Origin of the sequence: Spirosoma sp. SC4-14 (genome assembly GCF_037201965.1) — a bacterium.
Classification (GTDB): Bacteria; Bacteroidota; Bacteroidia; order Cytophagales; family Spirosomataceae; genus Spirosoma.
Map to the genome: position 1 here is coordinate 6,554,538 of NZ_CP147518.1, position 21,686 is coordinate 6,576,223.

A 21,686-nucleotide genomic window follows, 5' to 3' on the forward strand; every position below is an offset into this window, starting at 1 on the left:
ATGATTAAACGAATGCGGATGTTTGCTGGCCCTAACGGTTCAGGAAAGAGTACGGTCAAGTCGGTTATTGGGCCTGGTATACTGGGCTATTACCTCAATCCCGACGACATTGAAAAAGCCGTTAAACGAGATGGCTATTTAGACATACGCAGCCTCAACTTACTGATGTTGAAGTCGACGAAAATTGGGCCATAGGCAATTCTACAGTTTCATCATTTGCGTATTTCCGATAGTTCCTTTTCAATGTCGATATTTTTTTAGGATCGTTAAGATAACCAAATTGATAAAACAGATAGTCTCGAATATGGCTCTTTGCTTGAATTACATTAGTCCCATCCCACATAACAAACAACCAGAAAGGATCTGTAATCGACGCAGGAATATTACTTATGCGAGCAAAGATATTTGGTTCATTTTGCAATTGAACATAAAGCATAGCTATCACCTCTTGTCCTACAGGACGAAGGTAAAAAGGTCCACCATTGTCTCGTTCTCTGCCAATATTACGATCACCTTCTATAAAACGAACTGCCTCAGGAAACAAACCGAAAAAGGTATTCCAAAATGCGTAAACTGTCTCAGTAGCGCCTTCAATTATCTGATTGTCTGGGCGAACCCTTATCTTTATTTTATCATAGTCTTCTCCAAGATCTCCATAAACACTATTGTAAATAGCCTGATTATCAAGCAATAATTCATTTATGTGATATAAAGCAATTACAGAAGTAAATTTATCTTCATATTGATTTGCATAAAGATTAGCTGTTTTATTTAAAGCGACCGCTTCACGATCTCGTAATAAAGGATAATCCTCTATCAATTTACGTGTAATAATTGCAGAAACGTCATCTTCATCAAGCAAAATATTTTCTCCAAGAGAAACAGGTTTTGCATGTCGGTTTACAGTAGAAAAAAGACGCCTTGTTCGCTCTCGGCCTTCGCTAGAATCTTCATGTACGATGAGTGTAACACTGATAATTTCTTCACCAATAGAACTATCTTCTTCATAGGCTGCTCTGAGACCTTTCAATCGATGCTGCCCATCAAGTACAAATAATGTTTCTGCTCCTGTTAGCTTGATAACCCCGAAAGTATCCCCTAGAAATTCTTCATCATGTTCACTTAATGGAAAGCCAGTTGCAGTATGGCTAATATTCAAAGGCAACCAATCAGGACTCCCTCCAAATATTGCAACAGTCAGGTTATTAATATATTTGTCAGGCTGCATCAACAAATATTTTTTTATTGGAATCAGCCGTTTTTTTTCATAAGCACGCTGTAACAATTTACTAACTCCTTTTTCGGAATAAATTTCATTTACTTCTTCAACTGTTTTTATCCGAAAATTAGGAGCATTTATAGTTCCAAAATTCTTCACAACATCAGCTACTGTAATAGAGATCTGATAGTATCGCCATTGCCCAAATTGACCTGTTAGTGCTGGTAGATATATTTCAACGTGGGGCATATGCTTTTACATTTTGGTTTACAAATTCACCTCTAAATAAATTATTCATAGGAGGAATCGTCATATCAATGAGATCAAACTCAATATTAGTTAATTCCTCTTTTGTAAAATTAGGAGTTTCAAAGTAATGGAATTGGAGTCGCTCTTGCCAAAGCAAAATCATTATTCGCTTTAACTGGTCACTTGGTTTTTTCGACTTAACATACTTAAAATACCCAGTAAAGCGCTCTTTGAGATTGATTGCTTGGCCAACATACATAATATAGCTATGCTGGCCATTTGTCATTAAGGCATTTGAAGCTCTCAATACAAACATATACACACCCATAGATTCAGGAAGTATTGCAGCATTTGAACGCTCAAATTTAACTTCATGCCAGTTGAGCTGATGACTGTGTAACAGTTTTGTTGGAGCTTCCCACAAACGGCAATCAGCACAAAAAGTCCGCCAGCGGTGCTGATCCATTTGCAAAATTTTCTCATTAGTTAACTCAGGAGTATATAGTGTACCCATAGTTTAACTTCTTCCTGAATTTTTACTTATTAAATCTCTCTAACTTTATCAACTCACCCCGCTTAAATTCTTTCAAACTTGTCGCGGCCTGTCCGGTGTTGATTTTTTCCATGTTGCGGGCCAGTAACAAACCTTCTTTTTCACTGTAACCGAGGAAACGGGTCATCATTTTGAGGTTCCGGTTCTTGATGTTTAGCAGGAATACGTTGGCGCAGTTGGCGGAGAAATCGATGTCGGATTGGATAAACTCGTCGATTTGTTGCGAGACCAATACGACCATTACACCCTTAGAGCGGATTTCGCGGAGCATTGTATCCAGAATAGCGCGGGACTTTGGCTCTTTGAAGATGTTGTGGGCTTCGTCAATCAGAAACACGTACCGGATGGCTTGCAGCATGTTACCGAACTCGTCTGCTTCCACCGGCGCGTCGGGCATGTTCATGAACGTGTTATGAATGTAGTTGATCATCAGGAACGTAGACGTAAACCGCACGGCATCGTCCAGGCCGGAGCCTAAGCTGATGTAATAGTTCTGGTTCAGGAAACTGTTTTTCGCGTCGGTGGCCTGAGCAAACATATCCAGTTCGCTCAGGCTGTCCATAATTTGCGTCAGCGTACCTGGTCGGCCACCCGTAACCTCGCGTAGTTGCTCGTTTACGTCGGCCAGTGAGGGGTATTCCCCATTCCGTTTGCTATCGAAAGCCGCGCGGGTCGCTTCTTTGAGTTGCTGCTGCTGCACGGGTCCCATGCGAGCCGCGTACTTCATCACAATATCGACAAACTTGTTGATGCCCTGAATCTTATTCTTGTTGTTCACATTATCGATGAACGACAACGGATTGAACGGAAACGGCGCTTGAGGTACATCGAGATAAGTTGCTCGTGTAGCATCAAAGAATGCCTGCCGCCGGGGAAGGTCGCCGGGTTGCATTCCTTTGAAATCGAAATAGATAAAGTTAATTGACCCGTTCGATGCCGCTACAATCTGTTGTAACAGACTCAGCGCAAACTGCGTTTTGCCACTACCCGACTCTCCAGCCACGGCTATATGTGCGTTGGCGTGCAGGTTTATGTCGTTTAGAATCGCCGTTAATTGTTCGCCGGTTTCAATATCGAATCCAACATTAATTCCCAACCGTCCAGAATAATAGCCTTTCCTCACCAACTGGTTATTATTGGAGACAGACGTTAGGGGAACATCGGCATCTTCGAGCGCTTCAATGCCACGTTCTACTTCATCGAACAGAAAATCGAGACCCGTGTAGGTCTTGTTTTGCAGGAACAGCTTGTCCATCATTTCAAGTCCATCATCGAGGTGCATCTTGATGTACTTAGCAAGGTTCCCATCGGTATTAGGAATCAGGTAATGCTGGCAAACAAGCGCGATGTAAAGCGACCTATATTTCCCCAGCAAAATCTGGTCGGGGTATTCTTTACCTTTACTATCCTGTAAATCAGTATCCAGACTAAGTCGGTTTCCCTTCGACAGTGAGTACGTGAGCGCAATACGAGCTACGACATTCTCAGCAATACGAGTAGAGCCGCCAATTCGGTTCGTTAAGTCGGTTACGCGCTGGCGGTTCGCTTCCGATGTTTTAATGTTAATCTGCATTGACGGCGTACAATTCGGTATAGGTGTCGATAAGTGCTTTGGGCGCACAGGCGCGGAACTCCGATTTGTCGGGGTTTATGTTGTGAATCAGGTATGCCTGTGCGACGCGGGGAAGCAATAGCTTATACTCGCGCTGAGTCATTTCCTTGTTAATGAGCGGGAACAGAATAACCTGATCAGCAATGTTTGGATAAAAGAAGCGAATAATGTTTTCGGCATGTTGTTCATCAAATTTCTGCATTGGCGAGTCGATAAACACCGGGAATTCAATCTGCGATTCTTCCACCAGTCCACGCAACAGCGCAGTAGCATACATCTGCTGTTCGCCTTTCGATAGCGAATCCTTCCGAATTTTCAGACCTGCTTTGTTGTACAGTTCTATCTCAATATCTTCTCCATAGATATTTACATCGACCCGTTGAATGAAGTCCTTCTTGTGCATCAACTGAGTCAATCCCTGTAAGATTTGGCCTTCCAGCGATTTCTTTTTGTCGGTTTTGAATTGGGTAATAAACTGCTGTAGCTCTGCAATCAGTTTTTCCGCTTCTTCAAATTTGCCCCGATGTTCTTCGCCAACCTTAATCTTCCTGGTGATTTCACTGATCTGTTTTTCAGCGTTAGCCCTTCGATCTTCACACTTTCCAATAGTCTTGTAATGCTCACTGATTTGCTCATCAATTTTAATCACCTGTAACACTAAGGCATCACGATTAAGCCGGTCAGCCGCCAGTATTGGGTCTTCCTGATTGGAATCGGCAGCCGCTAGCCGCTTTCGAGCATTCGCCAACTGATTTTGTAGCTGGGTACGTCGCTCATTAAGATTGCGGAATGAAAGCCGAAAGTCCTGTTTTAAGTCAGCCAGGAAGCTGTTCAATAGTTGAGTTTCCGACGATGAAAAGTCGTGTAGTAGCTTAAAGTCGGCAGGTAAGTCGGGGGTTTCGGCGAAAAAATGTTTTTTGATCAGATTTCTAACCGTATCATGATAGAATCGATGGACTGATGCGGGTACAACCTCTTTCAGATTACGTTCCTCCGACCATAGGTCGGTCAAAACCTGATCCGTACGTTGATCTACTTTCTCTTGTCCCAGTAAGGCACTTTTATAGTTATTTTCGTCTTCGACCTGCTGAGAGACTTCCAGCAAACGACCTCCTGCTATGGCAAACGGAATCTTTTCAAATGACTCTTTAAAATCATTTTGAAGTGCCTCTAGCGCATCTTGACAAGTTTGTACTTCCTGCTTAAGAGCTTGATATTCTGCTTCAGTGACTGTATTTCCTGCCCTTATGAGCTTATCCCGAAGTTGCTCGGCTTCATACGCTATTCGATCACGCTTTTCTTTTTCTGAACTAATGTCTTTATAGTTACTTTCTATTTCAACATTAATATTTTCAACCTCTGCTCGTAGAGTATTTAGAAGTTTTTTGTCCTCAGCTTTAGCTGATAATTGTTTTAATCTATCCCGTAAAGTCTCAACTTCTCTTTTTATATCTTCATATTTTTTAATTCCTAATATTTCAGAGTAAGCAATGCTTAATTTCCTTCTTTGTTCAGGGCTTGTATTTTCAGCTAGATTAACAATCTTCTCGGCATCGAATAAGAAGAATTTGGCAATTTCGATAGGCATAATAAACTCGCGGATAAACATTTCTTCACCCGTCAAATCCTTATCGCCCAACTCTTCTTTTATTAAGTCTTTCTCTTCGCCATCAACTAATATCTCTAATGTATCAATACCCTTAACGGTACTAAACGAACGTTTGATAACAATCTCTTTAGCAGGTAGTTCAGGAATGACTGTGCCCGTAATTGTTATAGCTACATGAAAAGAAGTATCACCCTTAGCGTGTGCCTGACGATTTATACTATTCTTGATATAATTACCGTATGTTCCTTGCTCTTTAATCTCTTTCTCGTATATATCGTCTACATCTGTCATTTGGCGACCATACAGGCACCAAACTAACGACATAAGAAACGTAGTTTTTCCATACCCGTTCTTGCCGCTGACTATGAAAATATTTTTCCCTTTACCTGGTGTGAGTTCGATTACATTTAGCCCCTGGTAAATTCTGAAATTATAGAGTTCTATTTTACTAATAACCATTCCTGTATTTTCCTCTTTTATACCTGAGCTTTGCTCTAAAGTCTAGCAAATATTAATCTGCTAGACTACTTAGATCTATTTTTCCTTATCCAAAAATTACACTTGAAACGTGCTTCCTTGCCTAGCTATGTCCAGCCGGAATTATAAGAATAAACCAAGATAAAAACCCGGCGTATCGCTCGGAGCATCTTACGGTTTATTTTGTTTCAGACCCAGCCCTACGAATTTTATCCGCTAAAAAATTCTCCAGCCGTTTTTCTATATCCTGCTGTAAACCACGTTTATTAACTTTTAACGCTTTATTTTTTTGAAGCGTAAGTAATTCCTGAATTAGTTCGACGTGTTCAGGTTCATTGGAGCAGGCCTGGCGGAGCAGTTCTTCTTCCCGGCGTAATTTTTCAACGTGTTTACTCATATCAATTTCGGTGTCATAGATGCGGTTATAAATATCAGCTACTTTGGGCGTAAAAATGCTGTCGCGGAACCAGGTCAACTGAATAGCAACCAGTTCCTGATGACTGATTAGCTCCATTGTTTCGCCCTGCGTTTCTTGAATCTCTTTCTGTGCCTGTAATAGCATTGTCAGAAATTCGGCTCGGTATTCAGGTTTATATGGCCCCCACGTATTCGGGTCATCGGGTTTGTAAGGACTATCCGTACGACGGCGCATTTCACGAGCGTCACGGTTTGACCGTTCTACAAGAATCTTATTGCGGAGTTCCACCAACGGTTCCATCCAGTCGTCGCCATTCCCGATGAGCCCTTCCATACTTTTGTCGCGGCTCACTACCGTACAAACCCAGCAGCCAAACCGGCTATTGCCACACGACGGTGTTGTCTCGTCAATTACTAGCGGACAGTCGCCGGAATTGGCATTCCGATACAGCGTTACCAACTCTTTATGCGTACCACCCCAGGGTGGCGACACCTGCATCAGGTACTGCCACAACTCATTGGTGTCGATGTCGGAGATTGGTGCGTAGACGAACGCATTAGGCAACAGGTGTTTGCGCAACCGTTGCCCTTTCAATTCATGCCGTTTCATCGACCGGGCACGGGTTTGACTCTCATCAGAGCGTGTACCCAACAAGATAATAGCCTCACCTGCTTCACTGATTTTCTCCTGAATAAAGCGCGTGGTAGGGTTAATTTTCAGCCGTTCTGTACACCAGCGGAATGAGTTCGTTGGAGCCGGATAGCCTTTGCCAATCAAATTTACCCAGAATGTATCTTCCAGTCGGGGAGTGGTACGGTGTACCTCAATCGGCATCCCCTGCTGCGTAGCCGCTTTTTTCAGGGCTTTCAGCGTCCGCTCAATAAACGCTACAATTTTCGGATTCTCAACCAGAGTGTCATTGCAGACTATGTATATTTTACGAGTACGCAAGTCTGCTGGAATCTTCATCAAAGCACGCCATACGACCTGCAAGAGCATAGTTGAATCTTTGCCACCACTGAAGCCAATAATCCAGGGACGCGGGTTCTCGTCATAGAGATATTGATCAATGATTTCAGCCTCAATGAAAGGGAGTTTGAGCGACATAACGGTAGTGGTATTGGCGAAAGTAGGATTATTCGCCGAAAAAATAAACTTCTTGCCATCAAATATTTCTCAAATATGCAGAAATATACCGTCAAGTACCGGGTATACAGCCTTAATAAATAGACCTTGCAAAAAGCTACCCAGTTTAATAGACTGCTACACAGAGCCTAAACAATATTGCCCTGTAACTCATAAAGGTGTGCTCTTTCGCTGGCTACTATAAGTTGGACAAATAAAGTAAGAATATTGACAATAGCGCATTCGCTGCAATCAAGATTGCCCAGACCACCTTTTTCCCGTATTTTTATCGGCTTACAACCTATTTCTCAAAATATAACTGCTCTAATTGTCTTACCTATGAGAACACAATTTCTCACAACAGCTTTGTTGGTGCCGTTACTGGCCGTAGCCCAACCCAAAGCGAAGAAAACACCCACCGCTGCTGTAGACGCCGACAAACAAACCATCCTGGCCGATCTGGACAAACGCTTCCCCGAGTACGCAGGTATTTCGAAACAAATCTGGGATTTTGCCGAACTGGGTTATATGGAAGAAAAAAGTTCGGCTCTTCTGGAAGAGCAACTACGCAAGGAAGGCTTCGATGTAAAAACGGGCGTAGCCGGTATTCCAACGGCTTTTGTCGCTACCTACGGTTCGGGTAAACCCGTCATTGGTATCCTGGGCGAGTATGATGCATTGCCCGGTCTGGCTACCGAAGCGAAGCCGGAGTTTACACCCATCCCAGGTCAGAAAGGTGGGCATGGCTGCGGACATAATCTGTTCGGCACAGCCTCGGTAGCGGCTGCCACCGAAATAAAAGACTGGCTCAAAAAGTCGGGGCATTCGGGAACGATTAAGATTTATGGCTGCCCCGCCGAAGAAGGTGGCTCGGGTAAAGTATACATGGTGCGCGAAGGGCTGTTCAACGATGTCGATGTGGTATTGCACTGGCATCCCGGCGCAACCAACTCAGCCGATGCGGGTACGTCGCTGGCCAATAAAAATGCCAAGTTCCGGTTCCGGGGCATTGCGGCTCACGCTGCGGCTGCTCCCGAACGGGGTCGGTCGGCGCTGGATGGTGTCGAAGCGATGGACTATATGGTCAACCTGATGCGGGAGCACATCCCGTCGGATACCCGTATTCATTACGTTATTACAAAAGGTGGCGAAGCCCCGAACGTGGTTCCGGCCTTTGCCGAAGTGTACTATTATGCCCGCCATAAAGACCGGGATATTCTGCAAAGTGTCTGGAAACGGATTGAAAATGCCGCTGAAGGAGCCGCTAAAGGTACCGGCACCAAAGTGGAATGGGAAATTCTGGGCGGTGTATTCAACCTGCTACCGAATGTAACCCTGGCCGAAGTGATGCACCAGAATCTGAAAACCGTGGGCGGTGTCCACTACACCCCGGAAGAAACAGAATTTGCCAGAAAGATCAGCGAAACCTTCGACAGGAAAGTACCCATCGAAGAAGCGGCTACCATTAAAGACTTCCGCGATGCATCGGACAACCCAGTCAGTGGTGGCTCGACCGATGTGGGCGATGTAAGTTGGACCGTACCGACGGTTGGCCTCTCGACGGCGACCTGGGTGCCGGGTTCATCGGCGCATAGCTGGCAATCGACAGCCGCCAGTGGCATGAGTATCGGGCAGAAAGGTATGCTGGTAGCGGCCAAAACCCTGGCCCTAACGGCTCTCGACCTCTACAAATCTCCTGCTCTTATTGAGAAAGCACACGCCGAATGGCTCCAGAAGCGCGGTGCCGATTTCAAATACGAAGCCCTCCTCGGCGACCGCAAACCGGCATTGGACTATAGAAAGTAAAGAAATACCCCTAACTAAATCCCCTGAAGGGGACTTTGTCCGAGCATGAGCAAAGTCCCCTTCAGGGGATTTAGGGGTTTAGACATTATGCAATAGCGATTACCTTGTCCATTGCGCCCACAGTCCCTACCTTTGCGGAAAATCTTAATGATTGAATGATTAAGTGATTGAATGATTGAATAGCTGGCGCTAGATCTCATTCACTCAATCACTCATTCGCTCAATCACTCAATATCTATGCTTCGAACGCACACATGCGGAGAACTCCGCCTTACTGACACCAACAAAACCGCAATACTGAGTGGCTGGGTACAAACCATCCGCGATAAGGGTGGCGTGTTATGGATCGACCTCCGCGACCGCTATGGAATTACCCAACTTCTGCTGGAAGATGGACAGACATCCCCCGAACTCTTTGCCATTGCCCGCTCGCTGGGTCGCGAGTATGTTCTGAAAGCTACCGGAACGGTTATCGAACGGAAGTCGAAAAACCCGAACCTGCCTACGGGCGATATTGAAATTAAGGTGACCGCGCTGGAAGTGCTGAATCCGGCCAAACTACCTCCTTTCCTGATTGAAGATGATACCGATGGTGGCGATGACCTTCGGATGAAATACCGCTACCTCGACCTGCGCCGGAATCCCGTTCGTCGGAATCTGGAACTACGCCATCGGATGGCGCAGCAGACCCGGTTATACATGGATGGGCAAAACTTCATTGAGGTCGAAACACCCGTTCTGATCAAATCGACGCCCGAAGGCGCCCGCGATTTTGTGGTACCCAGCCGCATGAATCCGGGTGAATTTTACGCACTGCCGCAGTCGCCACAAACGTTCAAGCAATTGTTGATGGTGTCGGGTTTCGACCGCTACTATCAGATTGTGAAGTGTTTCCGCGATGAAGACCTGCGTGCCGACCGTCAGCCAGAGTTTACTCAGATCGACTGCGAGATGTCGTTCGTAGAGCAGGAAGACATCCTGAATATGTTTGAGGGGCTGATTCGTCACTTATTCAAAGCCGTAAAAGGTATCGAGCTGGACGAAGTGCCCCGTATGACCTATGCCGATGCGATGCGGTTCTACGGCTCCGACAAACCCGATACCCGTTTTGGGATGCAGTTTGTGGAACTAAAGGGCACGTTCGATACCGTCGATATGACCTCAGGAAAAGGTTTTGGCGTTTTTGATTCGGCCGAACTGGTGGTCGGTATCAACGCACCGGGTTGCGCTCACTACACCCGCAAACAACTCGACGAACTAACCGAATGGGTAAAACGGCCACAAATTGGAGCCAAAGGGCTTATTTACGTTCGATACAACGAAGATGGCACCCTTAAATCATCCGTCGATAAGTTCTATTCGGAAGAGGACCTGAAAGGCTGGGCGGCTCATTTCGGTGCGAAACCCGGTGATCTGATGCTGATTATTTCGGGTGATGCGGCTAAAGCCCGTAAGCAGTTAAGTGAACTTCGACTGGAAATGGGAAGCCGGTTGGGCCTGCGCGATCCAAATGTGTTCAGTAGCCTGTGGGTGCTCGATTTCCCCCTGCTCGAATACGGTGAAGAAGATGGCAATCCAGCCCGGCAACGCTGGTTTGCCATGCACCATCCGTTCACCTCGCCAAAACCTGAAGACATTTCGCTGCTGGATACCGATCTGGGGGCTGTCCGGGCCAATGCCTACGATATGGTTATCAATGGCACCGAAGTGGGTGGTGGATCGATAAGGATTTTCAACCGGGAGTTACAGGCTCGTATGTTCAGCATTCTTGGATTCTCGGACGAAGAAGCAAAAGCACAATTTGGGTTCCTGATGGACGCATTCGAATACGGCGCTCCTCCGCACGGCGGTATCGCATTCGGCTTCGACCGACTGTGTTCTATTTTCGGGGGCGATAACACCATCCGCGACTTTATTGCTTTCCCGAAAAACAACTCGGGCCGCGATGTGATGATCGACTCGCCATCGACCATTTCGCAGGCACAACTGGATGAGCTAAAAATTGCTACCGTAGCAAAATAAGGAGCCGACCCATTGACTTAAATCTGAGAAGGCTCCGTGCCATGGTTTCGAAACCGTGGCACGGAGCCTTCTCAGATTAATACGCTATAAATCAATCGCCATTGGCTTGATTATTGCTTTTCGCCCTGCCCTGCCAAAGCGTTTTCGTCGACAATAAATAGGGCGAACCGTGTCTGAACTGAACGACCAACAAACCAACTCGTTAAAACCATAAGCCAAATCTTACTTTCAATAGTGCAACTTTTCTTTTCATAAATTCTTTCTGCACAGCAGCATTTACCCAAACGTGTATTAAAGTTAATATTAGAGCAAAAATGTTGACTAAATACGCGCATTTGGTATGCAATTTGTCAAGAGGCTAGTTATCTATCCATTCTTAAAAACAGCCTCTAATGACACCTCCGCTACGCTTAGCGTTATTATTTCTATTACTTTTTCAGCTAACTCACTTACGAGCCCAGATTACCGTTACCAGCCCGGTCTCCCGAATGGTATTCCAACGCGACCTGAGCAATCAGGCCCGCGTTACAATCACGGGAACAGCCCCTTCGGGAGCCACGCTGGTCGAAGCCCGCTTCGTTCCGCTTGCCGTTGGACAGGGAGCCGTAACGGCATGGAGTTCAATGAGTTTTTTATCCGGCACGTCGTCGTTTCGCGGCACCGTTACCGTATCGGCCGGGTGGTATCGCTTAAGCGTTCGGGCAAAAAATGGGACGACAGTACTTGCCGAAAATCAGGTAGACCGGGTCGGTGTTGGCGAAGTATTTGTTGTTGCAGGCCAATCGAATGTGTACGGGGGTTTGCAGCGAGTGTCGAGCGCAACAGAAGACCGGGTCGTTTGTCTGGATTCACGACAGGATAGTATCAGCAGCCAGTTGCTACCCCTTCAGTTTAGCCATATCAATTACGGAACCTCCATTGGTCCCAGCCAGCCTCCACATCTGTGGGGATCGTTGGGCGATAAACTCGTGCAGCGGTTAAATGTTCCGGTGCTGTTTCTGGGAGCAGCGCTAGGCGGCACCAGCAGTACTGAGTGGCAGCAATCGGCAGCCGGAAACATTGGCACCACACAACGGTCATCAGTTTATCGTCAGTTGGGCGAGGCATTGCTTCATTATGTGGTCAGAACAGGAGCGCGTGCCGTACTCTGGCATCAGGGAGAAACCGATGCCTACAATGGTGTCGATCAGCAAACCTACTACAACAATCTTAACTACGTTATCCAGAAGAGCCGCCAGCAGCTTAATTCCAGCCCGCTGGCCTGGATGATCTCGCGAGTGAGCTACAACAATGGCCTCACAAGTCCAGCTATAATTGCGGCCCAGAATCAACTCATTGCCGATCTCCCCAATACGTTTCCGGGCCCGGCGACCGATAGTATTATTGGCCCAACCAACCGTCCTGATAATATCCATATGACAGGCGAAGGATTGATTCGGTTTACAAATGCCTGGGATCAGTCTCTTTCCAGTCAGTTTTTTCAGAATGCTATCCCCTTTATGCCAACCGATTCGGCAACGCTGATCACAACGAGTTATACGTTACCAATGATCCGTCGGCAGGGCGATACGGTTGCGGTGGCCTCCCTACGTAGTGATCCTCGTCAGACCGGTAGTCAATACATTGCTCAGCTCGTTCGGGCCAGCGATGGTGTCGTTGTTTACGAATCGGCTCCCGGCACCGAGAACCCCATACTGCTAAAACTACCGGCTACACTGGCGAATGATATATATCGGCTCCGAACCCGTTCTACATCTCCGGCTATCGTTGGCACACCGGGCGAACCTTTTACGGTACAGCAATCTGCTTCATCCCAAAAACTTCTTCCTGTCTATCACCAGCCGATTCAGGGGGGCACCGCCGATCCCGCTATCAAACGATTTACGTACCGATACGAACCGGGCTCGCATGGCTTTTATGCAATGGCCGAAACCACCGCCCCCGTTGAGGTTCGGATACAGCGAATCGATGGCGGTAGTTTCGATAGTTCGGATTGGTATCTGATGCCGCCGAGTTCGCAGGCACCGGACTACGACGATTTTGGCGATTTCAACTATATCCGTAACTACCCTCCTACCTATGGCGGAGTTGGTGGTGTAGAGCCGAAAGGACAGTATCGATACTCGATCCGACGGCAGGGCGATACGGGACCGGGCTTGTGGTTCGATCTGTATTTTTTGGGAATACGCACGATCCTGTACCAGAATGAGCCCGTTTCGTCCATCCCGCCCGTTCTGAATCTGGGCGATTTACCCAACTCGCCTACCTGTCTGGACAGTTACGCAACCGTTTACATCGATGTGTCGGATGGCTCTCTAAATACCGGGAATACCTTTAGTGCCCGCTTGTCGGATGCCAGCGGTTCATTTACCAACGAAACGATAATTGGTACCAGCAGCACCAGTCCGGTATATGCCACCATTCCATCGTCGTTACCAGCGGGCTACAACTATCGCATTCGGGTGGTGGCCAGTAATCCGGCGGTTGCGAGTGCGCCCAGTGCGCCTTTAGCGATCTGCAACTGGGCCGACCTATCACTGGACATGCAGTTGAGCAATCGGACGCCACTCCCCAACCAGCCCGTTACGCTGACCGTAGTGCTGACCAATTCAGGGCCATTATCGACAAGCAATGTGACCATCCAAAGCCGATTACCAACGAGTATGGAGTTTGTCGATGCCAGCACCAACGGCATCAGCGTAGCCAACAATATTGTCAGTATGCATGCAGGAGCGCTCGCCAGTAATATGAACGCTCCGTTTGTCTTACGGCTTAAGCCCAATCAGCAGGGTACATTTTCGGTTTCCGCACAAATCATGGCCAGCGACCGCTTTGACCCCGACAGCCAACCTAATTCGGGTACGGGCGACGGTCAGGACGATGCCGCTGCGGTTGATCTTCGCACACCCGACGCTAGCGGCCAGCTCTACGTTTCTCCAAATCCTGACCAGGTGCCGCTCCCCTCGGTGGAGTCGAACCAGCCGCCAGCCGACCCTGCTAAAGCTGATCTTAGTCTACTCATAAGTGCCAGCAGCCTCACAACGCCCGTGAACGGCACTGTTACACTGACGGCAACGATTAACAATCTGGGGGGGTTAGCAGCTACCAATACCAAACTTCAACTGGTTTTACCAACGGGATGGCAGGTGGCCAGTACAAGTGGCTTAACCGTCAGTGGACAGAACGTTACGGTCGACGCCGGGACAATTGCCGCCAGCAATTTTTACAGTGTTACCATTCCGGTTCGGGTAAGCAGCACGGCTACGGTTATGGCCCAGATTCTGAGCGTTAGTCAGCCCGACCCCGATTCGACACCCGGCAATGGCTACAACAATGGCGAAGACGACGAAACTCAGGTAAGCATAAGGTTAAGGCAGTAACATCCAAAAAATATATTTTATATACATAAATAACCATTCTGTCTAACTAAAAAACTAATATGTTTTATATTGTGGGCTCAAATTTATTCGTCTCGCCATTCATTAATTTTACATGCCCACTTCTACTGCTGTTCGTCAGGCTCTTGGCCTTTCGTTTTTTCTCATACGTTTCTTATTTTCTTCCACTGTTTTTGCCCAAACATCCTCCCCTTCTGATTCCTCTAAGGCTACACCCTTCGACACCCTGAAAGCTCAACTGGAGGCTGAGCAAAAACGCATTATGGACCCGGCCCTGGGCCGCGTTCCCTATGAGCGGCTAGGCCCCATTCAGGATCAATTGGCTACAAAAAAAGCACCGGGAGCCATAACCAACGGCATTCCTAACGTGACCTGGCAGGAACGTGGCCCCAGCAACGCCGGTGGCCGCACCCGCGCTCTACTGTTCGACCCCAATGACCCTAACCACAAAAAAGTATGGGCAGGAAGCGTTGCGGGCGGCTTGTGGTTTAGCCCCGACATTACGGCCACCAACCCATCCTGGACGCCCGTCGGCGACGACTGGGCTAATTTGGTCATTACCGCTTTGGCCGCCGACCCATCGAATCCGCAAATCATGTATGCAGGTACCGGCAATATTTATGAGTATTCTTCCGGTGGCGGCATCTGGAAAACAACCAACGGCGGTCAATCCTGGAACCGCCTGACAAGCACCATTCCGGGCGGCTCATATCCATCTATCGGTACGGCTTTTTATTACATACAACGAATCGCGGTCAATAACGCGGGTCATGTATTTGCTGCCACACAATATGGTGTAGCCCGATCTACCGATGGCGGTACCACCTGGAGCTATACGCTGGCACCGGCCCAAAATATAGGCGCAACGGGCACGTCGACAAATGCGTATGACGATAAGGTGACCGATCTGGAAATTGGCTCCGATGGTACGGTCTATGCCGCTTTTAATCCAACGAAACTCTACAAGTCGACAAACGGCACAACCTGGACAGACATAACTCCTGCTGGCTCTCCCACGGGTGAACGTACCGAACTGGCATTAGCTCCTTCGACAAGCGGCACTAGCCAGGTGGTATATGCGGTAACCCGAAAATACAATTCGACAAATTATGGTCAGGATGCGCTCTGGTTTAAGAAAAGCACTAACGGTGGCACCTCCTGGACTGATATTACCATTCCTACATACGGTAACTCAGCAATCTATCATTTTACGGGTGGCGATGGTTATTCTGCTCTAAGCCTAACTGTTTATCCAACAGATCCTAATATTATTTATGCAGGAGGAGCATTCTGGTTTCGGTCGACTGACGGTGGCTCAACCTGGAGTCAGTCCTCAACAGATTATGCATATCAGCATGGTCTGGTTCTTCAACCGGGTAGCAGTGTAGGCGCTGTAGTCTATAATGATAAAGGAACCTTCTGGTCTGCTGATTGGGGTAATACGACCACAGCTCAGCCAACTCTATTAGATCGCAATGCTGGCTATCGGGCAGGCGAAGCCAGCTCGGCAGCTATGAGAAGTAGTGCAGGAAGCCAGTACCTGATTGGTACGATGACGACACTAGGCTTAGCCAAATTAACGCAGGCGAATCTATCACCTGCATCTTATATTTATGCATCAGGCAGCCAGTCAGGGATAACCTTTATTGATGAAGAAACACCTAACGTTCAGCTTTTCTCACAATGGGGTAATTATTATTTATACGACAATAATTCCTATCCACAATATCTCTTCTATTCGAATGGCAACTATGGCGTAGCTGATTACGATAGCCCAACCAACGTCTTGTATGTAGCCGATGTTGCCAATAATGCCAATGCCATCCGGCGTGTCGCAGGTATTGGATCAGGATCAACGACAACAACGTATCTTTCTCTTACAGGTGTTACCGACTCGCCTTCATTCATCAAGCTAAGCAGAGACCGGAGCACTCTGTTTATTGGGTTAGCTTATTCTGGCAAGCTATATAAAATGACGGGGCTTACTCAGACAACTCCTACGCTGACAGCTATCGACAACAATGCTTTCCCCCAATATTCGACTATCTCCGGTATTGAGGTTGGGGCTACAGCCAATGAGCTAATTGTTATTCTGTCGAACTATGGTGTTAAGTCGGTCTGGTATACCAACGACGGAGGGACCACCTGGACCAGTAAGGACGAAGCCAGCTACGGCCTGCCCGATATACCTGTTTATACAGTGATGGTCAATCCGCAAAACTACAAGCAGGTCTTGTTAGGCACCGAAGTTGGCGTATGGTCGAGTAACGACATTACGGCCAGCAATCCGAACTGGTCGTTTTCAAATGCAGGAATGGCTAATGTCAGGGTCAATCAGCTTCGGTATCGGGCTTCCGATGGCAAGGTCGTAGCGGCAACCACCGGTCGGGGCATTTTTAGCTCCGATATTTTCGCCATTCCCTATACGTTGCCCAGCATTACGCTCACGGGTATATCAAACATGAGTCTTTGCGCAGGGAATACCTTTTCGGTTTCGTTTACCACCAGTGGTCCCGCTTTTGTAGCTGGCAACCAGTTCGAGGTATGGATTTCCGATGCCGCTGGTGATTTTACGAATGCTCAGCGTATAGGCACGGGTTCAACTAGCCCTATTGCAGCTACTTTGCCAAGTGGCTCCTCAGCCTTCCCTTACGGCACTAATTACAAAATCAAGGTGATAGCCACCAATCCAGATGTTGAGAGTGGGCAAAGCAGTGCTCTGGCAATTGGAGATTTAACCTATGCATCTGTAAATGACAGAAGTAGTTTGCTCAATCAGTATAGTAATGGAGGGACAATTTGTACTGGAAGTCAGACAACCCTTTATGCAATTGCCAGTAGTACAAACTCAAATACGGCCACAGCAGAAAGCTATGTCTGGTCCCTTAATGGTAATGTGATCAGTATAACTACATCCTCTACGCTAGCTGTCCAACAGGCTGGTATATATACTGTCGTCGCTAAAAAAGCAGGATGCTCGGCAACTGGATATGACTATACACTTTATGTACAAAACAGTATCTATAGCTATGTCATCTCGGCGTCCGATGGTGAGCCACAATGCGATGATCATCCGCTAAAACTTCAGGCGCGATACAATGGCAACAATGCCAGTTTCCAGTGGACACGGGATGGGGTAGATATTGCAGGGGCTACAAGCTATACCTATGCAGCCACACAAACAGGAACCTATGCCCATCGGGTAACCGATGGGGGATGTAGTACGTCTTCGTCATCCTCCTACTTCCAGTTTGGGCGTTCTCTCTATGCAAGAGCCTACCTAACGTCGCCAGGCGATTCCCTACTCTGTACTGCATCGAACTATTATAATTTGATTTACGCAGACGTCTCAACGTCAAATGGTTCTGATTTCAAGGTCCAATGGTATCGCGACGGCATAGCCTTACCGTATGAGACAAATCAAAATACATGGGTAAGACAACCCGGCATTTACACATTCTTACTTAAACAGGGTACTTGCCAGACGATGAGTAACCCAGTTGTTTTGAGAGACATTGGCCCAATAACAGTAAACATCAAATATGATTTTCGGTCAAAAAGTGTGTGTCCTGGAGAAACCCGCTACTTGTATGCTTCTTCAAGCTACAGCGGCAGTTTCCAATGGCAAAAAGATGGGGTTGACATTCCGGGGGCTACAAGCTCTAATTATACCGCCACACAAACAGGAAACTATACAGTCAAATTAACCCGAGGCACATGTTCGGCTACTTCAGCTCCTATTTCACTCACTTTTAGCAATGCCCTACAACCCTCTATTTATTTCTATGGGCCGTCTCCAGTAGGTTGTACATCTACTTTTTTGGGCTCTTATGACTCATACAACCTCAGTGGCTATCAGTATCAGTGGTACCGAAACGGTACACTTCTGAATAATGCAACCGATCAATCTTATATAGTCACTCAGTCAGGGGCTTATTCGGTACGTATGACTAATGGGGGCTGTACAGGCGTCTCAAAAGAAACTTATGTAACAATAGGGAATGCGCAGAAGCCCTCTGTTAACGCTACACCCACTACTAAACTCTGTGGCAATAACACAGTAAAGCTAACCGCTAACTCCAACACAGGCTCATTGCAATGGAAACGTAATGGGGTAGCCATTACCGGTGCAACCTATTATCAATACTTTGCCATTCAATCGGGCATCTATTCCGTTTCGGTTCAGGATGGTTCCTGCCAGGCGGAGTCGGACCCCGTTGAGGTAAAAATTGGGGAGCCGACCTCGGCTACTATCAGTGGTAGTGCGCTCGTTAGCAGCGGGCAGGCTGCGCTACTGCCGGTTTCCTTCACCGGCCCTGCGCCCTGGTCGTTTACCCTCAGCAATGGACAGTCAGCCACGGCCATCTACCAGAATCCATACCTTATGCCGGTTACCCCAACCAGCAACACTACCTACCAGATCACCTCGCTCGTCAACGCCTGCGGAACGGGCACCACCTCCGGGCAGGCCAGTGTTACCGTCGGCTCCGGCAGTGCCGATGTATCGCTGGCCATGGCCGTCAATAACCGAACCCCAAATGTAAACGATGTGGTTAGCTATAGCCTGACCGCTACCAATGATGGGCCACAGGACGCCACCGGCATAAAGCTCCAAAGTAGGCTACCGGCCGGGCTTGCCTTTGTCAATGCTACCACACCGGGCGTTACCTTCGCCAATGGTATTGTCAGCGCCGATGTGGGTACGGTGATGGCTAACGGTCAGGTAACGGTCGGTTTTCAGGCTAAGCCAACCCAGACCGGTACCTTTGCCACAGCCGCTCAGATCACCAGTAGCCAGACTCCCGACCCCGACAGCCAGCCTAATTCGGGCACCGGCGATGGGCAGGACGATGCCGCTATGGTCGATCTGCGAACCCCAGCGGGCAGCAATCCGTTGACAACCTCACCTAACCCCAATCAGATTGCCCTGCCCCTGGTTGTCAGCAGCCAGCCTACACCCGATCCGGCAACGGCCGATCTTAGCCTGGCCATGGTGGCCGATAAAGCCGTGGTCAATACGAGTCAGAATGAGATTGTCACCAGCACCATTACCCTTAGCAACCGGGGGGGCGCCACGGCCCATAGTGCCATCATTCTGGTAACGTTACCGAATGGCTATTTCGACTACCAGAACACAGCTAACTGGGTACAGGTGAATAATCAGACCTACAAAGTTTATGTCAACCAACTAGCGGCCGGACAGTCGTCGGTGGTAACAGTGCGGTGGCAACCGGCGGCTGCTGGCAGTCTGCAAGCTCAGATTCAGGATGTAGCTGAGTCAGATCCTGATTCGACCCCTGGTAACGGCTTCAGCAATGGCGAAGACGACGAAGCCAGCATAAGTGTACGAGTTCGCTAATCGATTTCATCTTACCGATCAACAAAAACCGCCCGATACAGCAATGCACCGGGCGGTTTGGTAAAGTATATGAAGTAGATTGCGTTATCACTCCCATTCAATGGTAGCGGGTGGCTTCGACGAAATATCGTACACAACGCGGTTGACGCCCTTAACGCGATTAATAATCTCATTCGACACATCGGCCAGGAACTCGTAAGGCAAATGCGCCCAGTCGGCAGTCATACCATCAACACTGGTTACGGCACGAAGTGCCACAACGCGCTCGTAGGTACGTTCGTCGCCCATCACACCAACCGACTGAACTGGTAGCAGAATAGCACCAGCCTGCCATACTTTGTCGTATAATCCTTCCCGCTTCAGACCGTTGATGAACAACGCGTCGACCTGTTGCAGAATGTCGACTTTCTCGGGAGTAATATCGCCCAGAATCCGAATAGCCAGCCCCGGACCAGGGAACGGATGCCGCCCCAGAATCGCATCAGGTATACCCAATGTACGACCAACCGCCCGGACTTCGTCTTTAAACAGCGTATTGAGCGGCTCAACAATTTTTAGCTTCATAAAATCGGGCAAACCACCTACGTTGTGGTGCGATTTAATGGTTGCCGACGGTCCTTTTACCGACACAGATTCTATTACATCGGGGTAGATCGTCCCCTGCCCTAGCCACGACACCCCTTCGATCAGGTGCGCTTCGTGATCGAAAACATCGATAAACGTTTTGCCGATGGCTTTACGTTTGGCTTCCGGATCGGTCAGTCCAGCCAGTGCCGAGTAGAACCGATCTTTGGCATCAACGCCTTTTACGTTTAGTCCGAGCGTTTTATACGACTCCAGCACACCTGAAAATTCATCTTTCCGAAGCACACCGTTATCAACAAAGATGCAATAGAGGTTCTGTCCGATTGCCCTATGAATCAATACTGCCGCCACCGACGAATCGACGCCACCCGACAGCCCCAGTACGACTTTATCATTACCAAGTTTCTGCTTCAATTGAGCAATCGTCGATTCGGCAAACGATTCGGACGTCCAGTTCTGCGTGCAGCCGCAAATATCGACAACAAAATTGTGCAGCAGGGTTTTGCCCTGTAGCGAGTGCGTTACTTCGGGGTGGAACTGAATGCCGTAGGTTGACTCTCCTTCGACCTGAAAAGCCGCAACGCGTACGGTATCAGTCGAGGCAATGATCTTGAAGTTATCCGGTACGCTCGTAATCGTATCGGCATGTGACATCCAAACCTGCGAATGCTGATCGATGCCCCGCATCAGTGGACTATCGGTATCGACGGTACCCAGCTTGGCGCGGCCATATTCCCGAATAGCGGATGCCTGCACTTCGCCCCCACTGGTATGCGCCAGCAATTGAGCGCCATAGCATACGCCCAGAACGGGAAGTTTATGCCGGAAAGCTGCCAGATGAACTTCGGGCGAGTCGGCGTCGCGAACGGACGATGGACTACCCGAAAGAATGATGCCCTTAACGTCAGGGGTAATCGTTGGGATGTGATTGTACGGATGGATTTCGCAGTAAACGTTCAGTTCGCGCACCCGGCGGGCAATAAGTTGGGTGTACTGTGAACCGAAATCCAGAATCAGAATCTGTTCTGTGGCCATTTTGGTCTCCAAAATGCAAAGTTAGGGCATTTTGACGGGTACGCAAATAATGAGCGGATAGGCTTCCCTTAATCTTAGCAATTGTCGTAAGTACTCAATAATCAATTACCAATGTCTACAAACTGTATCAAACGAATAGATAGCTAGATAGCCAAATCAACATAATATACATTAATAAAAAAAAGGGACATTTTTTTGTTGGTAAACTTGCCTTTAATA

General features: G+C 47.9%; 11 protein-coding genes. 5 read left to right on the forward strand and 6 right to left on the reverse strand.

Going from position 1 to position 21,686, the window contains the following annotated elements; all coding sequences use genetic code 11:
- Positions 1–195, forward strand: a complete 195-nt coding sequence (locus tag WBJ53_RS27090; RefSeq protein ID WP_338872097.1) for a hypothetical protein — start codon at positions 1–3, stop codon at positions 193–195.
- Here the strand turns inward: WBJ53_RS27090 and WBJ53_RS27095 are convergent.
- The 5 genes from WBJ53_RS27095 to dndC all read right to left on the reverse strand — a co-directional run bounded on the left by WBJ53_RS27095 (position 155) and on the right by dndC (position 7,244).
- Positions 155–1,468: a DNA sulfur modification protein DndB gene (locus tag WBJ53_RS27095; protein WP_338872099.1), complete on the reverse strand. Its 1,314-nt coding sequence runs from the start codon at positions 1,466–1,468 to the stop codon at positions 155–157. The two genes, WBJ53_RS27090 and WBJ53_RS27095, sit on opposite strands and share 41 nt — an antisense overlap.
- Complete coding sequence (locus tag WBJ53_RS27100; RefSeq protein ID WP_338872101.1) at positions 1,455–1,982, reverse strand: hypothetical protein; 528 nt, start codon at positions 1,980–1,982, stop codon at positions 1,455–1,457. The genes WBJ53_RS27095 and WBJ53_RS27100 overlap by 14 nt, the downstream gene beginning before the upstream one ends.
- A 22-nt stretch (positions 1,983–2,004) precedes the next feature.
- Complete coding sequence (locus tag WBJ53_RS27105) at positions 2,005–3,594, reverse strand: DndE family protein (protein ID WP_338872103.1); 1,590 nt, start codon at positions 3,592–3,594, stop codon at positions 2,005–2,007.
- Positions 3,584–5,701, reverse strand: a complete 2,118-nt coding sequence (gene dndD, locus WBJ53_RS27110; protein ID WP_338872105.1) for a DNA sulfur modification protein DndD — start codon at positions 5,699–5,701, stop codon at positions 3,584–3,586. The genes WBJ53_RS27105 and dndD overlap by 11 nt, the downstream gene beginning before the upstream one ends.
- A 196-nt stretch (positions 5,702–5,897) precedes the next feature.
- Positions 5,898–7,244: a DNA phosphorothioation system sulfurtransferase DndC gene (dndC, locus tag WBJ53_RS27115; RefSeq protein WP_338872107.1), complete on the reverse strand. Its 1,347-nt coding sequence runs from the start codon at positions 7,242–7,244 to the stop codon at positions 5,898–5,900.
- A 357-nt stretch (positions 7,245–7,601) separates the two neighbouring features.
- On the opposite strand from dndC, the gene WBJ53_RS27120 reads away from it, so the two are divergent.
- The 4 genes from WBJ53_RS27120 (at position 7,602) to WBJ53_RS27135 (ending at position 19,847) form a co-directional block, all read left to right on the forward strand.
- Positions 7,602–9,068: an amidohydrolase gene (locus tag WBJ53_RS27120; protein ID WP_338872109.1), complete on the forward strand. Its 1,467-nt coding sequence runs from the start codon at positions 7,602–7,604 to the stop codon at positions 9,066–9,068.
- Positions 9,069–9,305: 237 nt separating this feature from the next.
- Complete coding sequence (gene aspS / locus WBJ53_RS27125; RefSeq protein WP_338872111.1) at positions 9,306–11,090, forward strand: aspartate--tRNA ligase; 1,785 nt, start codon at positions 9,306–9,308, stop codon at positions 11,088–11,090.
- Positions 11,091–11,482: 392 nt separating this feature from the next.
- On the forward strand, positions 11,483–14,470 hold the full coding sequence (locus WBJ53_RS27130; protein ID WP_338872113.1) for a sialate O-acetylesterase: 2,988 nt from the start codon (positions 11,483–11,485) through the stop codon (positions 14,468–14,470).
- 112 nt (positions 14,471–14,582) lie between these two features.
- Entirely contained in the window at positions 14,583–19,847 is a 5,265-nt protein-coding gene (locus tag WBJ53_RS27135) for a hypothetical protein (protein ID WP_338872115.1), read from the forward strand.
- 87 nt (positions 19,848–19,934) lie between these two features.
- On the opposite strand, the gene guaA is transcribed toward WBJ53_RS27135, so the two are convergent.
- Positions 19,935–21,467 (reverse strand): glutamine-hydrolyzing GMP synthase, encoded by a 1,533-nt coding sequence (gene guaA / locus WBJ53_RS27140; protein WP_338872117.1) that lies wholly within the window; start codon positions 21,465–21,467, stop codon positions 19,935–19,937.
- Positions 21,468–21,686: the final 219 nt, after the last annotated feature.

Coding starts and splice junctions, on each gene's coding strand:
- WBJ53_RS27135 (WP_338872115.1), top strand. CDS start 14,583: ATGCCCACTTCTACTGCTGTTCGTCAGGCTCTTGGCCTTTCGTTTTTT.
- guaA (WP_338872117.1), bottom strand. CDS start 21,467: ATGGCCACAGAACAGATTCTGATTCTGGATTTCGGTTCACAGTACACC.
- WBJ53_RS27100 (WP_338872101.1), bottom strand. CDS start 1,982: ATGGGTACACTATATACTCCTGAGTTAACTAATGAGAAAATTTTGCAA.
- WBJ53_RS27120 (WP_338872109.1), top strand. CDS start 7,602: ATGAGAACACAATTTCTCACAACAGCTTTGTTGGTGCCGTTACTGGCC.
- WBJ53_RS27090 (WP_338872097.1), top strand. CDS start 1: ATGATTAAACGAATGCGGATGTTTGCTGGCCCTAACGGTTCAGGAAAG.
- dndD (WP_338872105.1), bottom strand. CDS start 5,701: ATGGTTATTAGTAAAATAGAACTCTATAATTTCAGAATTTACCAGGGG.
- WBJ53_RS27095 (WP_338872099.1), bottom strand. CDS start 1,468: ATGCCCCACGTTGAAATATATCTACCAGCACTAACAGGTCAATTTGGG.
- WBJ53_RS27105 (WP_338872103.1), bottom strand. CDS start 3,594: ATGCAGATTAACATTAAAACATCGGAAGCGAACCGCCAGCGCGTAACC.
- dndC (WP_338872107.1), bottom strand. CDS start 7,244: ATGTCGCTCAAACTCCCTTTCATTGAGGCTGAAATCATTGATCAATAT.
- aspS (WP_338872111.1), top strand. CDS start 9,306: ATGCTTCGAACGCACACATGCGGAGAACTCCGCCTTACTGACACCAAC.
- WBJ53_RS27130 (WP_338872113.1), top strand. CDS start 11,483: ATGACACCTCCGCTACGCTTAGCGTTATTATTTCTATTACTTTTTCAG.